Consider the following 14,489-nt stretch of genomic DNA (forward strand, 5'->3'; position numbering starts at 1 on the left):
TCGCCAAGTTACTTTGTTGTGCGAATCAACCGGGAAGTGCGATCGAACCGGCTCGATCTCGCACGCGCTCGGCCGCAGACGAAACGTCAACACACGAGCTTGCCACGCTACGAATACGCAAGCGGCAACGAGTTGAAACAAAGCGTGACGAAGCGCAATTTCGCCGTGAAATCGCGATTTCCATCGCAGCCGATTCGCATATGGACGAGTAAAATGAAGGGCCTGACGACTCATTAGCCGCCATCGGAGCGCCCGCGTTGCATCGGCGAACGGCTCCGCCGCGAAGAGGCGTCGGCGCCGGGCGCACGCGATGCGCCGGACGTGTCGATGGCTTGCGCGGAAGATGCGCCGCTCGCAACAGCACGCTGCGGCGGCCGGATCGGCCGATGGCTTCGAACGTATGATTCTTGCCCACCTGGCGCGGCAATTTGCAAAGCCGCGTTGCCGTCACCGCGCAGTCGCCGCATATGTGTGGCTCGCTGCGACGGTGTCGATTTCCGTTCTCGCCGAACGGCCTGCCTTTGCCGCGCCCGACGCGCCGTCGTCGGCCGTGCAATCGTCATCCGGTGCGTCGCCTGCATCGGCGGCCTCTCTCACGCATCCCGCTTCGTCCGCGCAGGCAGCGTCGGGCGCACCGGCCGCCGCGCCGACATCCACCGCGTCACAAGCGAATCACGTGAATCGCGCGGAACCCGCGAGCGCGGCATCGGGTGCGTCGGCTGCATCCGCCGCGTCGGCCACCGCGCCTGCGTCGGCCGCATCCGGCACGCCGGCCAGCGAGGCCGAGCCGGCTCCACCCACTCCGCCGCGCCGGCATCCGCCGTTGTCGGCCGAGGAGGCGCAGAACGCGACGACGCGCGCGCTCGACATGCGCAAGCGTTTCGCGCAGGAAGTCACGCGACGCCTGAACGTGCCGGCGAGCGAGCAGCGCGCGTATGGCGAGCGGCTCCAGCAAGCGCTCGCCGATGCGGATCTCGGCGATCTCGCCGGCGAATACGTCGCGATGGTCGACCGTGCGCCGAACGTGCAGGCGCTGTTCATCTATTTCCGCGCGACGCCGGCCAATGCGTGGCTGATGATCGGCGCATCGCCGGTCGGCACCGGGTTGCCGGGCCAGTACGACCATTTCCTGACACCGCTCGGCGTGTTTCATCACTCGCCCGACACGATGGATTTTCGCGCGGAAGGGACGACGAACGAGAACGGCATTCGCGGCTACGGGCGCCGCGACATGCGCATCTACGACTTCGGCTGGGTGGACGGCGAGCGCGGCTGGGGCAAGGGCGGCGTGTCGCCGATGCGCTTCCAGATGCATGCGACCGATCCCGACCGGCTCGAGGCGCTGCTCGGCATCCGGCACTCGAAGGGGTGCGTGCGGATTCCCGCGTCGCTGAACACGTTCCTCGACCGGCACGGCCTGCTCGACGACGATTACCAGGCTCGCGTGGAGGCCGGCAAGTCGCTGTGGGTGCTGCGTCGCGATCGCGACGTCACGCCGATCGCGGGCCGCTATCTGGTCGTGATCGACAGCGCCCGCAAGACCCGCCCGGCGTGGTCGCCGATGCCGGGGCGCGGCGCATGGTCGAAGCTGCCGAAGGGTGGCGATACGGCGGATTGAGCGCCGGTGCGCCGAACGCGGGTGGCGCGAGGATGAGAATAAATCCGTTTTATCGAGATATAAAGAAAGCAAACTTTTATTATCCGATCCGGGTTCGTATAGTCGAGGCCAGTTTCGCGGAACCCTGCCGCGCCTGGACCACCACCGACCACACGACCCGCATGAAAACTCTCTACAAGCTCGCTCCGCTCGCGATGCTCGGCGCCTTCGCGACCCATGCCTGTGCGCAAAGCAGCATCACACTGTACGGTCTCATCTCGGCCGGTGTCGGGTTCGCGACGAACCAGGGCGGCAAGAACGCGTGGCAGGCGCTGTCCGGCACGAACCAGAACCCGCGCTGGGGACTGAAGGGCAAGGAGGATCTCGGGCAAGGGCTGTCCGCGGTGTTCCAACTCGAGAACGGCTTCAACGTGATGACGGGCACGGCCGCGCAGAATGGCCGCGAGTTCGGGCGCATGGCGTACGTCGGCCTGGCCGATCGCACTTACGGCTCGCTGACCTTCGGTCGCCAGTACGACGCGATCCACGACTACATCGGGCCCGTGATCATCGCGAGCAACGGCGTGAACATCGGCGACAACGACAACGGCTACAACGACATTCGCGTGCAGAACTCGGTGAAGTACGTGAGCCCCGTCTACTACGGGCTGAAGTTCACCGCGCTGTACGGCTTCAGCAATGCGACCGGTTTCGCGAACAACAGCGCGTACAGCTTCGGGCTCGGCTACGAACGCGGCCCGCTGCGCTGGAGCGCGGTCTATGCGCAGTACAACCATCCTTACAGCGCGACGAACCAGGACGGCGCGATTGCGAACGACTACGCGTCGCCGCTGCTGATCTTCAGCAAGAGCGCGATGACGCCCGCCGCGTATGCGAGCCGGCAGCGGATCGCAGGCACGGGCGGCTTCTACACGATCGGCCGCGCGCAGTTCGCCGCGATGTTCACCGACGTGCGCTACGATTACCTCGACAATTCGCACCTGCACCTGCAGAACCTCGGCGTGAACGTCGTCTACACGATGACGCCGCAGCTCTTTCTGGGCGCCGCGTATGCGTTCACGAACGGCAAGTACGACGTGATCGACAAGCGTCCGAAATGGCATCAGGTGAACCTGCAGGCCGACTACTTCCTGTCCAAACGCACCGACGTCGCGCTGACGGTGATCGCGCAACAGGCGGCCGGCGACGCGGATCATGCGCAGATCTTCGCGTATGCGCGTTCGACCGGCACGCGCCAGATGATGGCGACGCTCGGCGTCCGGCACGTCTTCTGAGCACCCGACCATGAGCCATCCGATCGCATCCCGCCGCACCTTCCTGAAACTGTCCGCCGCGCTGGCCGGCACCGCGCTGCTGCCCGAAACGGGCGCATTCGCGGCCGGCGACGCTGCCGCGCGCCGCACGGTGATCATCGATACCGATCCGGGGCAGGACGACGCCATCGCGATCCTGTTCGCGCTCGGCGCGCAGGACCGGCTCGACGTGCGCGCGCTGACGGCCGTGGCGGGCAACGTGCCGCTCGACCTGACCGAACGCAATGCGCGGATCGTCCGCGACTGGGCCGGCCGCACGACGACGCTGCCGGTGTATGCGGGCTGCCCGCGCCCGCTCGTTCGCGAGCTCGTGACGGCCGCGAACGTGCACGGCAAGACGGGGCTCGAAGGCGTCGAACTGCACGCGCCGCGCGCACCGCTCGCCGCCGGTCACGCGGTGTCGTACCTCGTCGATACGCTGAGCCGCGCGGCGCCCAACAGCGTGACGCTGTGCGCGCTCGGCCCGCTGACGAACATCGCGACCGCGCTGGTCGAAGCGCCGCAGATTCGCGCCGCGCTGCGCGATATCGTGCTGATGGGCGGCGCGTTCTTCGAGCGCGGCAACATCACGCCGGCCGCCGAGTTCAACGTCTACGTCGATCCGCAGGCGGCCGACGTCGTGTTCGGCAGCGGCGTGCCGATCGTCGTGCTGCCGCGCGACGTCGCGGTGAAGGCGCCGATCACGCCGGCGCGCGTCGCACCGTTCCGCGCGCTCGGCAACCGCTGCGGCGCGATCGTCGCGGACATCATGGAGGCGGAGCTCGCATACAACAGGAAGCGGCGCGGGATCGACGACGCGCCGATGTACGACCCGACGGCCGTCGGCTATCTCGTCGATCCGACGCTGTTCGGCGGACGCAAGGTGAACGTGGTGGTCGAGACGACCGGGCAGTGGACGCTCGGCGAGACGATCGTCGACTGGAACGGGCGCAGCGGCCGTGCGGCGAACGCGACGTGGATCAACGAGGTCGACGCGGACCGCTTCTACGCGACGCTCGTCGAGCGCATCGCGAAGCTGCCCTGAGCGCGCTCGGCAAGCGCGGCGAACGCGGCATCAGATGTGCTTCGCAATCCATTCGCGGCACGCGCGCACGTGCGGGCCGCGATCGTCGGCAGCGAGCGAGATCAGCGAGATCGCGCGCGTGACGCGCGGTTTGTCGACGCGTAGTGCGACGAGTTCGGGATCGTGCAGATGCATCGTGTAGAGGCTCGGCAGCACGGCGATCGCGAGGCCGTTGCGCGCGAGCGCATAGAGCGGCTCGGTGTATTCCATCCGGTACGTGACGTTCAGGCGCAGCTTCCCGGCGCCGCCGGTGCGATGCAGCGATTCGCTGACGCTGCCGCGCACGAACACCGCGAGTTCGCGATCGACGAGCTTCGCCCACGTGACGCTCTTCGCGCGGGCGAGCGGATCGTCGTGCCGCACGACGATCACGATCTCGTCCTCGAACAGCTGCCGGTAGCGCAGCGTGCCGTCGTCGGTGTCCGGTTCGCGCACGCCGATGCCGAGATCCGCGACGCCGTCGCGCACCGCTTCGACGAGCGCGCTGTTCGGCAAATCGGTGAGCGTGAAGCGCAACGTCGGATGCGTGCCGCGCAATGCGTTGAGCGCGGGCAGCAGGCGGCCCGCGACCGACGGAATGAACGCGATGCGCACGGTCTGGATGCGTTCGCCGATGAGCCGCGTCATGTCGTCGAAGGTGCCGCGCGCCTGGTTGAGCAGGCGTTCGGCGAGCGGTAGCACGGCTTCGCCGGCAGTGGTCAGCGTGAGTCGATGGGCGGTGCGTGCGAACAGGCGGCCGCCGAGCAGGAACTCGATCTGGCGGATCGACGCGGTGAGCGCCGGCTGCGTGAGCGACAGCGCCTGCGCGGCTTGAGTGAAGCTGCGTGCATGCGCAAGGACGACGAAGTGCTGGACCTGCCGCAGCGTGAGCGCGGGGAGCAGCGACGAGCGGTCGGACATCGGGCAATAACGGTCGGGATGCGGTACGCGGCAGTATAAGGCCGCGCTGCACGAACCGACACGGGACAATATTCGGAATCACAGGAGAACCACCATGTCAGCGACTGACACGATGCCGGCGCGCGCGCCGGCCAACTGGCTCGAACGCCGCTTCGCGCTCGCCGCGCGCGGCACGAGCGTGCGCACCGAGACGATCGCGGGCGTCACGTCGTTCCTCGCGGCCGCGTACCTGCTCGTCGTGATCCCGTCGCTGCTGGCGACGGGCGGGATGGAGCGCGGCGCGGCGACGACCGCGACGATCGTCGTGTTCGTGCTGTTCACCACGCTGATGGGGCTGTACGCGAACCTGCCGTTCCTCGTCGGCCCCGGCATCGGCGGCTCGGTGATCATCGGCGTGACGCTCGCGACGACCGAGCACGTCGGCTGGCAGACGGGCCTCGGCATCGCGTGCGTGTCGGGCGTGCTGTTCTTTCTGCTGACGATCCTCGGCGCGCGCGGCGTCGTGGTGCGGCTGATTCCGGTGCAGATCAAGCTCGGCCTCGGCGCGTCGATCGGGCTGTTCGTCACGATGCTCGGGCTGCGCAATGCGGGGATGGTCGTCGCGAACGCGAAGACCAACGCGTTCGCGCTCGGCGACTTCTCGCGGCCGGGCGCGCTCGTCGCGCTGATCGGTCTCGCGACGGCGATCGTGCTGCAGGCGCGCAAGGTGCCCGGTGCGATCCTGATCGCGATCCTCGTCGCGGCCGCGGCCGGCGTGCCGCTCGGCGTCACGCATCTGCCGGCGTCGTTCGTGTCGCTGCCGCACAGCATCGCGCCGATCGCGTTCAAGCTCGATATCGGCAGCGCGTTGAGCCTGGCCGCCGCGCCGTACCTGTTCGCGTTCTTCGCGGCGGAATTCTTCTCGACGCTCGGCACCGCGCTCGCGGTCGGCGCGAAGGCGAACCTGCTCGACGAACAGGGCAACCTGCCGAACATCAACCGGCCGTTCCTCGTCGATTCGCTCGCCGCGACGCTCGGGCCCGTGTTCGGCATTCCGGCGCTGACCGCGCTGATCGAATCGGCTGCAGGCGTCGAAGCCGGCGGCCGCAGCGGGCTGTCGTCGCTGGCGGCGGCTGTGCTGTTCGCCGCGATGTTGCTGTTCGTGCCGGCCGCGCTCGCGATCCCGAAGGAGGCGACCGCGCCGGCGCTGATCCTGATCGGGCTGTCGATGTTCGCGACGATCCGTCATACGCATTTCGACGACTTCACCGATACGCTGCCCGTGATGTCGATGGTACTGCTCACGCTGATGTCGAACAGCTTCGGCACCGGCATTGCCGGCGGGCTGCTGTGCTACGTGCTCGTCAAGCTGCTGGCCGGCCGCTGGCGCGACGTGTCGTGGGGGCTCGTCGTACTCGCGATCCCGCTCGGCTATTACTTCTGGACCGTCGTGAAGCCGCACTGAGAGACGGCTTGCGCGACGCATCGCACTACCGCAAAAGAGACTGACATGAAGGGAACACCAGGCAACGTCCCGGCCGCGCGCACGGGCATCGAGATCACGCCGGCCCATCGGGCCTTCTTCCACGCGTTGCCGAAGGTCGAGCTGCATTGCCACCTGCTCGGCGCGGTGCGGCACGATACGTTCGTCGCGCTGGCCGAACGCAGCGGCGCGCCGATCGAGCGTGCGGAGATCGACGCGTTCTACGCGCGCGGCGAGAAGCCGGTCGGCGTGCTGCACGTGCTGCGCGCGCTCGACCGGTATCTGCTGACGCAACCCGACGACCTGCGACGAATCGCATACGAGTATCTGGAAGACGCGGCCGCGCACAACGTGCGGCACGCGGAGTTCTTCTGGAATCCGACGGGAACGGTGCGGGTATCGGGCATCGCGTATGCGGACGCGCAGGCCGCGATCGTGACCGCGATCCGCGATGCCGCGCGCGATTTTCGAATCGGCGCGCGCCTGATTCCGAGCATCGATCGCGAGCAGGATCCCGACGAAGCGGTTGCGGTCGTCGAATGGATGAAGGCGAATCGCGCGGACGAAGTCGCGGGGCTCGGCATCGACTATCGCGAGAACGACCGGCCGCCCGAGCTGTTCTGGAAGGCGTACCGCAATGCACGCGCGGCCGGCTTTCGCACGACCGCGCATGCGGGCGAATTCGGGATGCCGTGGCGTAACGTCGAGACGGCCGTCGATCTGCTGCAGGTCGACCGTGTCGATCACGGCTATACGATCGTCGACAATCCCGAGCTGTGCGCGCGCTACGCGGAGCGCGGGATCGTGTTTACCGTTGTGCCGACGAATTCGTACTATCTGCGCACGCTGCCGCCGGAGCAGTGGGCCGAGCGGCATCCGATGCGCAAGATGCCTGGCCTCGGGTTGAAGATTCATCCGAACACGGACGATCCGACGTTGCACAAGGTCGATCCGAGCGAGGCGTGGGAACTGATGTTCAGTCATTTCGGCTTCACCGTGGCCGACTTGAAGCAGTTCATGCTGAACGGGATCGACGGCGCGTGGGTCGACGATGCAACGAAGGCTGCGTGGCGTGCCGCGTGGTCCCCGGAGTTCGATGCGCTCGCTGCAGCGCTCGCGGCGGGTTGAACGCGTTTCCTGGCTCAGCCCTTCGCCGGCACGATCAACGGAAGAACCGCAGCCAGTCGAACAGGCCTGGATGCTGCGCCGCACGCCGCCTCGGCGCCGGTGCGCTGCGCGGCCGGAAGTCCGGCGAGAACTGCACGTGCGGATCGATCGCATGCGCGCGCAGCGCCGCATCGTAGAACGATCCGACGATCGGCAGCGCGCTGTGCGCGCCCGCGCCCCAGTAGTCGCTGCGCAGCGTCACGCTGCCGTCGTCGAAGCCGACCCACGCGCCGGCCACCAGTTGCGGATGCATCAGGATGAACCAGCCATCCGTGTTGTCCTGCGTCGTGCCGGTCTTGCCCGCGACGTCGATCCGAATTCCGTAGCGCGAGCGGATGTCGGCGCCGGTGCCGTAATCCACGACGCCGCGCATCGCGTCGACGAGCGTCTGTGCCGCGGCCACCGGTAACGCACGCTCGGGCGGCGCACTGCCGAACGCGGCGAGCACCTTGCCGTCGCGATCCTCGATGCGCGTGATCATCTGCGGCGCGACGTACACGCCGCGGTTCGCGATCGTGCCGTACGCGGACACCATTTCCTTCAGCGTGACAGGGCTCGTGCCGAGCGCGAGCGACGGCACCGCGTCGAGCGGGCTGTCGCGCACACCCATCGCGCGCGCGAGCTGCGCGACTTTCGCGGCGCCTTCGTGCTGCATGACCTGCGCGGTGATGCGGTTGCGCGACAGCGCCAGCCCGTCGCGCAGCGTCATCGGCTCGCCGGTCGGCGGCTCCGCATCGGTCGGACGCCACACCGAGTGCGCATCGATCGGGATCGCGACGGGGCGGTCGACGAACGTGTCGCCCGGCCGCATCCCGTCTGCGAACGCGGCCGCATAGACGAACGGCTTGAAGGTCGAACCCGGCTGGCGCCGCGCCTGCGCGACGTGATCGAACGGCGCGCTGCCGAAATCGGGGCTGCCGACCCATGCGCGGATCGCGCCGTTGCGCGGATCGATCGCGACGAAGCCGGCCTGTACCTGCGTCTTGCGCTCGCACAGCGCCCGCATGAATGCGCGATTCGCGCCGAGCTGCTGCAGCGCAACTCCGTCGGCGAGCCCGGTGTCGCGTGCCTGCCGATACTCGGGCGTCTGGCGCATGAAGCCGCGGAACAGATCGTTGCGCAGCCCGCAGCCGGCCGGCCCGCGCCACGCGCCGTCGGCGATCGCCTGCAGCCGTTCGGTCTGCCGCGTCAGCGCCTGCGTGGCCATATCCTGCAGTCGCGCGTCGAGCGTCGTGTGCACGACGAGGCCGTCCGAGTAGAGATCGTGGTCGTTGCGGTCGGCCCACGCGATCAGCCACTTGCGCAGTTGCACCGCGAAATGCGGCGCGAGGCCCGGCTGCGCCGTCTGCGGCTCGAAGTCGACGCGCAGCGGCTGGTGCTGCAGTTTCGCGAGTTGCCGCGGCGACAGCATGCCCATCTGCGCCATCCGGCCGAGCACGATGTTGCGCCGCTGGACCGCGCGTTCCGGATTCAGCACCGGATTGTAGTAACTGTTGCCCTTCAGCATCCCGACGAGCGTCGCGCTTTCCGCGATGTCGAGCTGGTCCGCCGACTTGCCGAAGTAGGTGCGCGCGGCCATTTCGACGCCGTAAGCGTTGTACAGGAACGGCACGGTATTCAGGTAGGTTTCGAGAATCTCGTCCTTGCTGTACACCGATTCGATCTTGAACGCGGTGATCAGCTCCTTCATCTTGCGCGTGAGCGTCGGCGCGCGGCCGACTTCGTCGGGGTACAGATTGCGTGCGAGCTGCTGCGTGATCGTCGAGCCGCCCTGGCGGTTGCCCGAGAACGTCTGCAGCCCGGCCGCGAGCGTGCGGCGCCAGTCGATGCCGTGATGTGCATAGAAGCGGTGATCCTCGGTCGCGATCAGCGCGTCGACCATGTGCGGCGAGATCTGCTTGAGCGGCACCCATTCGCGGTTCACGGGCCGGAATTCGGCGATCAGCTGGCCGTCGGCCGACAGCACACGCGCGGGGCGGTCGATGCGCGCCTTGCGGATGTCGCCGATGCTCGGCGTGAACGGAACGAACGCGAGCAGGACCAGCAGGCCCAGCACGGGAATCGCGGCGAGCGTCAGCGCCACGCCGCGCCGGGTCGGATGGCGCAGGCGATGCAGCGCGCCGGCGCACAGTGCGCGCACGCGCGTGCGGCACGCGGCGGCGAGCGGCGCGACACGGGCGCGGCAACGGAGCCACGCATCTCGGAGAAACGGCACGAAGCGATTCAAGGCGGCAGGGGCGCGGAACGAAGACGCGCGATCCTAGCAAACGGAACCCGCGCGCCGGCCGCCGAAACGGCCGTTTGCTTGCAGGATTTACAGACGATTACGTTTGTTGCCCGCCGCCAACCTTTTATCGCGCGCGGGGCCGCGATTCCACCGACGAAACCACGTCCGCGAGCCGCTGCGCGGCCGCTTCCATCTGCGCGCGGCCGAATCCGCCGAAGCCGAGCACGAGCCCGGGGCGCGCCGTGCCGGGTGCGAACATCGGCGACACCGCACGCACCGCGACGCCGGCCCGGGCGGCGCGCGCGACCACGTCGAGATCGTCGATGCCCGCCGCGAGCCACAGCACGACGTGCATCCCCTGGTCGCCCGGCTGTACCCACGCGCGCTCGCGCGGCAGCCGCGCGCCGAGCGTGTCGATCAGCAGCGCGCGCTGTTCTGCATAGACGCCGCGCACGCGGCGGATGTGGCGATCGAGATGGCCTTCGGCGATGAACGCGGCGAGCACGTGCTGGTCGGCGGTCGGCGCGTGGCGGTCCATCAGCGCGCGCGCGCCGCAGAACGCGGGCACGAGATCGTCGGGTGCGATCACGTAGCCGAGCCGCAGCGACGGAAACAGGATCTTGCTGAAGGTGCCGAGATAGATCACGCGGTCGGGCGCGAGGCCCTGCAGCGACGGGAACGGATAGCCTTCGTAGCGCAATTCGCTGTCGTAGTCGTCTTCGACGACCCATGCGCGGTGCGCGCCCGCCCATGCGAGCAGCGCATTGCGCCGCGCCATGCTCAGCGGCATGCCGAGCGGGTACTGGTGCGACGGCGTGACGAACGCGGCGCGCGCATCGGGCGCGAGACGCACGCCCGCGTCGACGTCGAGGCCGTCGGCGTCGACCGGCACGCGCACCATCGCGTCGCGCCGCCCGGTGCTTTCGAGCAGCGCGGTGATGCCGCGATAGGCCGGATTCTCGACCCACGCACGATCGTTCTCGCCGAGCAGCACCTGGCTCGCGAGATGCAGCCCCTGCTGCGTGCCGCTCGTGATCACGACCTGGCCGGCATCGCAGCGCACCGAGCGCGACCGGCGCACGTAGTCGGCGATCGCCTCGCGCAGCGGCAGCGCGCCTTGCGGATCGGCATAGCCGGACGGCGCGCCGGCGCCGCGGGCGCGCAGGCGATTGCCGAGCCGGCGCCAGATGTCGTCGGGCGCGGTGAGGCCGACCGGCACCGAGATCGCGAACGGCATGGCCGGCAGCGGACTGAATTCGTGGGCGATTCGCGCGAAGGTGGCGGCGGGCTCGGGCAGGCCGTCGCGCACCGGGCGCCGACGCCGGGCGGGCGGCTCGGGCTCGGTGCCGGGCGCCGCCTCCGCGAGCGCGTTCGCGACCCGCGTGCCCGCGCCGCCGCGCGATTCGAGAAAGCCTTCGGCGACGAGCTGCGCATACGCGTCGACGACGGTGCCGCGCGCCACCTGCAGCGACGCGGCCAGCAGCCGCGTGGAAGGCAGCGCGTCGCCGGGCCGGACGTCGCCGCGGCGCACCGCGTCGCGCAGCGCCTGCGCGAGCTGGCGGCTCAGGTCGCCGGCTGCGCGGTCGAGCGCGCCGAGCGACGGGATTTCGACGATCCGGGCCGTTCTTGCCATGATTCTGGTCTGCTGAAATTGTTTTAAACCGGCTCTACAGGATAAACCAGTTTGCAGCCACAATCGAACCATGACGGGCCAGCCCCCGCGCCATTTCCCACCCCGTACGACCGTGGAGCCGACATGTACATTCCTGCCGATTACAACGAGCCCAACCCCGACGCGCTGCGCGAGCTGATCGTGCAGCATCCGTTCGGCAGCCTGATCACGCACGGCAAGAACGGGCTCGACGCGATCCATATTCCGTTCGTGCTGATGCCCGACGAGGACGGCGGGCTCGGCGAACTGCACGCACACGTCGCGCGTGCGAATCCGGTCTGGCAGGACGTCGCGGACGGCGACGAGGTGCTCGCGATCTTCCGTGCCGGCGACGCATACATCTCGCCGGGCTGGTATCCGAGCAAGCAGGCGACGCACCGGGAGGTGCCGACGTGGAACTACCGGGTCGTGCATGCGCACGGCCGCGTCACGGCGCGCGACGACGAGAAGTTCGTGCGCGGCGTGGTCGCGCGGCTGACGCGCACGCACGAAGCGTCGCAGCCGGTGCCGTGGAAAATGGGCGACGCGCCGCAGGACTTCATGGACGGGATGCTGCAATCGATTGTCGGGCTGCAGATCAAGATCACGCAGCTCATCGGCAAGCGCAAGCTCGGGCAGAACAAGCCCGAGGCCGATATTCGCGGCGCGGGCGAAGCGCTGGTCGCGAACGGCAATCTCGCGATCGGGAAGGCGATGCTGGCGGAAGCCGACTACAAGAACGAATAACTGGGCGGCCGCCAGATGAGGGCGGCCGTCGCTGAGATCAGATATGCAGTATGCGTACGCTCAGGAATGTCAAAAGCCAATGTATTGAGACGGCGATTGCAAAATATCCGAAGATGACTTCCGGGCGACGGCGGCGAGCGAACAGGCCGAAACCCAATGCTGCAAAGATGGCGGGTGGTCCGAACACATGGATAAACAGCAAGAGAGTCGAATGAAGGGTGGGGGCGCATGCGTCAACACCACCACCGCATTCGCCAGGGTGAGGTGCACAAAATCGTGCAAAACTGGCGCATATGCGCGCGTCTATCGCCGCCCATACAACGACGCTGATAAAGCCAGAGATAGCGAAAGCGACTGCGGCGAGAAAGCGTCGCATCATTTGATTTCCCAAAAATGGATCTGTTTAGCGTTGCGGAGGTCGGACCAACCAAAATCTGTTCCAGGCAAGAACGCCTGAAAACCGAAGGCCCGGCCAAACGTTGCTACAACACCGGGTATGCTGCTGACGGTCAGTCGTGATCCGCTCCATAAATCTATATGGCCACCACTCGCGTTCTCGGCCGATTCGCCACTGCGCGTCCAGTATCTTGAGAAGTGGATGATGCCGGTGCGGCCTTTGACCTTCGACTCCCAATCCTTCCCAGTAATGTTTTCGGCTTTAGGAAGACCTGCGAACGGCTGTAGCTGCAACCATGCACCCAGCTCATCAGCACGTGTTGCGGTGGGCTTCCCGTCAAGCAAGATACGGCCGATCGTCTTTGCGCCCGACATCGGTTTGACGTTCCTTGCATTGAACGACTTCATTCCGATACCGACACGGTGCAGAGTTACGCTAAGGCGAATGGCGCATTGATTGGCATACGTCGGATCGCGGTACGGATTGCCGGCCGGGAAGTTATCCCAAAGCTCTTTGAAGGCGACTCCTGCTAATGGCACCTCTTTCTCAGAATCTTTCGTGTCGGTAGTCCGGATTTTCGTGGGCTCGGTGTGTGGCATCGGTTACTCCCCGTTTCGCTTTGACAGCGCGTCATCACCCCAGTAGACGGTGTAATCGCTTGCCTCGTTACCGGTATGGATGCGGGGAAGTTTTCCGCTTGAATCAAGACGCCCGAAATGCATACGACCGTCAGACGTTTCGATATAGTAGGGCAATCCTTCCGTTACCTCCTTGGTCGCCCTTACCCGCTCGTCGAAAGCGCCTTTCCTGATCGATGTGATTCCGCCTGTCAGCGTGCGGCACGAAATGACTTCCCCGAGACCTTTTATCCCGTCATTGCACCAAGCTTCGCCGGCAAGCAATGCAACGATGTGCGGTGGAGTAGCGCAGTCGCACAGGACGACGTCGTTATCCAGCGCGACCTCTCCCCGAAGCTTGATCCGGTATGGGCCGCCGGCTTTTGCGATGGTGCCGACTTTTTGGCACACGGTACAGAATGCGTTACCCCCGATCAGGGCGGCTTGATGCCCGTGTACAAGAAACGGCGGGCCGTCGTATGCGTTAACCGTCCCACCGCTTGAAAGACTATCGCCCACGACTGCAATTCTTCTTTTCATTGATCGGCCCTCTCGGAAAGCCGTCATCGTAGCCGTGTCGCGCAATAGCGCATCTCGATATTGATAGGGTTCCTTGAACCACGCACGTTTAAAGCGGTAATTGTCAGGAGGAAACACACCCACTGCGACTCATGCATCCCAGGTGGGTGGGTTTGACGTTTCCGAATTAGTTTCCCCGCGGCTGCATACCATCTATTGCTGTCGTGCTCGACCTTCTCCCGCCTGCGCAAGCGCCCCCCGAATCGCGGCCTCCGTCTTGTCGTACCCGCCTTCGCCATACCGCGTATAGACGATCTTGCCGTTCGCGTCGATCAGGTACAGCGCGGGCCAGTACTGGTTGCCGTACGCGCGCCACGTGTCGTAGCGGTTGTCCTGCGCGACCGGATACCGGATGTCGAAGCGCTTGATCGCATCGGCGACGTTCTTCGCGTCGCGTTCGAACGGATATTCCGGCGTATGCACGCCGACCACGACGAGCCCCTGGTCGCGATACTTCCGATACCAGTCGTTCACGTACGGGATCGTATGAATGCAGTTGATGCACGAGTATGTCCAGAAATCGACGAGCACGACCTTGCCGCGCAACTGGTCGAGCGTCAGCGGCGGGCTGTTGTGCCAGCGGTCGATGCCGGTGAAACCGGGTGCCGTCGTGCCGGCCGGCGACGCCTGCACGCCCGCGTCGTCGCGGGTGCCGGCGAAGGCGGCGAGCCCGGCCGTGGCGGCGAGGGCGATGACGAGGGCGGCGGTCTTGAGTCGGGGCAGCATGGCGTTCTCCTGATCTTTGGGG

At 66.9% G+C, this 14,489-nt stretch carries 13 protein-coding genes; 6 read left to right on the plus strand and 7 right to left on the minus strand.

All coding sequences use genetic code 11. The features are described from left to right. Window positions 1-310: 310 nt before the first annotated feature. From WS61_RS11185 to WS61_RS11195, 3 genes are all read left to right on the plus strand, one after another. Window positions 311-1,618: a hypothetical protein gene (locus WS61_RS11185; RefSeq protein WP_095211688.1), complete on the plus strand. Its 1,308-nt coding sequence runs from the start codon at window positions 311-313 to the stop codon at window positions 1,616-1,618. A gap of 161 nt (window positions 1,619-1,779) precedes the next feature. Next, window positions 1,780-2,892, plus strand: coding sequence for a porin (locus WS61_RS11190; protein ID WP_059500546.1), 1,113 nt, complete (start codon window positions 1,780-1,782; stop codon window positions 2,890-2,892). A gap of 10 nt (window positions 2,893-2,902) precedes the next feature. Then, window positions 2,903-3,955: a nucleoside hydrolase gene (locus WS61_RS11195; protein WP_059500547.1), complete on the plus strand. Its 1,053-nt coding sequence runs from the start codon at window positions 2,903-2,905 to the stop codon at window positions 3,953-3,955. Between the two features lie 30 nt (window positions 3,956-3,985). Here WS61_RS11195 and WS61_RS11200 read toward each other — a convergent pair whose 3' ends face one another. Further along, entirely contained in the window at window positions 3,986-4,894 is a 909-nt protein-coding gene (locus WS61_RS11200) for a LysR family transcriptional regulator (RefSeq protein ID WP_059500548.1), read from the minus strand. A gap of 94 nt (window positions 4,895-4,988) precedes the next feature. Here WS61_RS11200 and WS61_RS11205 point away from each other — a divergent pair, with 94 nt between their 5' ends. Further along, entirely contained in the window at window positions 4,989-6,338 is a 1,350-nt protein-coding gene (locus WS61_RS11205) for an NCS2 family permease (protein WP_059500549.1), read from the plus strand. Window positions 6,339-6,383: 45 nt separating this feature from the next. Continuing rightward, window positions 6,384-7,484, plus strand: a complete 1,101-nt coding sequence (gene add / locus WS61_RS11210; protein ID WP_059500550.1) for an adenosine deaminase — start codon at window positions 6,384-6,386, stop codon at window positions 7,482-7,484. A gap of 34 nt (window positions 7,485-7,518) precedes the next feature. On the opposite strand, the gene WS61_RS11215 is transcribed toward add, so the two are convergent. Together WS61_RS11215 and WS61_RS11220 are read right to left on the minus strand one after the other, a co-directional pair. After that, window positions 7,519-9,750, minus strand: coding sequence for a penicillin-binding protein 1A (locus tag WS61_RS11215; RefSeq protein WP_059500551.1), 2,232 nt, complete (start codon window positions 9,748-9,750; stop codon window positions 7,519-7,521). Between the two features lie 124 nt (window positions 9,751-9,874). Beyond that, the gene (locus tag WS61_RS11220; protein WP_059500552.1) at window positions 9,875-11,383 is read right to left on the minus strand and encodes a PLP-dependent aminotransferase family protein; all 1,509 of its coding nucleotides are present in this window, start codon (window positions 11,381-11,383) and stop codon (window positions 9,875-9,877) included. A gap of 123 nt (window positions 11,384-11,506) precedes the next feature. Between WS61_RS11220 and WS61_RS11225 the strand changes: the two genes are divergently transcribed. Next, on the plus strand, window positions 11,507-12,148 hold the full coding sequence (locus WS61_RS11225; RefSeq protein WP_059500553.1) for an FMN-binding negative transcriptional regulator: 642 nt from the start codon (window positions 11,507-11,509) through the stop codon (window positions 12,146-12,148). Window positions 12,149-12,185: 37 nt separating this feature from the next. On the opposite strand, the gene WS61_RS33120 is transcribed toward WS61_RS11225, so the two are convergent. The 4 genes from WS61_RS33120 to WS61_RS11230 form a co-directional block, all read right to left on the minus strand. Continuing rightward, window positions 12,186-12,527, minus strand: a complete 342-nt coding sequence (locus tag WS61_RS33120) for a hypothetical protein (protein WP_257127246.1) — start codon at window positions 12,525-12,527, stop codon at window positions 12,186-12,188. Then, entirely contained in the window at window positions 12,524-13,144 is a 621-nt protein-coding gene (locus WS61_RS33125; RefSeq protein ID WP_095211689.1) for a type VI secretion system amidase effector protein Tae4, read from the minus strand. The genes WS61_RS33120 and WS61_RS33125 overlap by 4 nt, the downstream gene beginning before the upstream one ends. A gap of 3 nt (window positions 13,145-13,147) precedes the next feature. Next, entirely contained in the window at window positions 13,148-13,825 is a 678-nt protein-coding gene (locus tag WS61_RS33130) for a PAAR domain-containing protein (protein WP_373557117.1), read from the minus strand. Between the two features lie 69 nt (window positions 13,826-13,894). Then, window positions 13,895-14,467, minus strand: a complete 573-nt coding sequence (locus WS61_RS11230; protein WP_059500554.1) for a thioredoxin family protein — start codon at window positions 14,465-14,467, stop codon at window positions 13,895-13,897. Window positions 14,468-14,489: the final 22 nt, after the last annotated feature.

The organism is Burkholderia sp. ABCPW 11, from assembly GCF_001523445.1.
GTDB lineage: Bacteria > Pseudomonadota > Gammaproteobacteria > Burkholderiales > Burkholderiaceae > Burkholderia.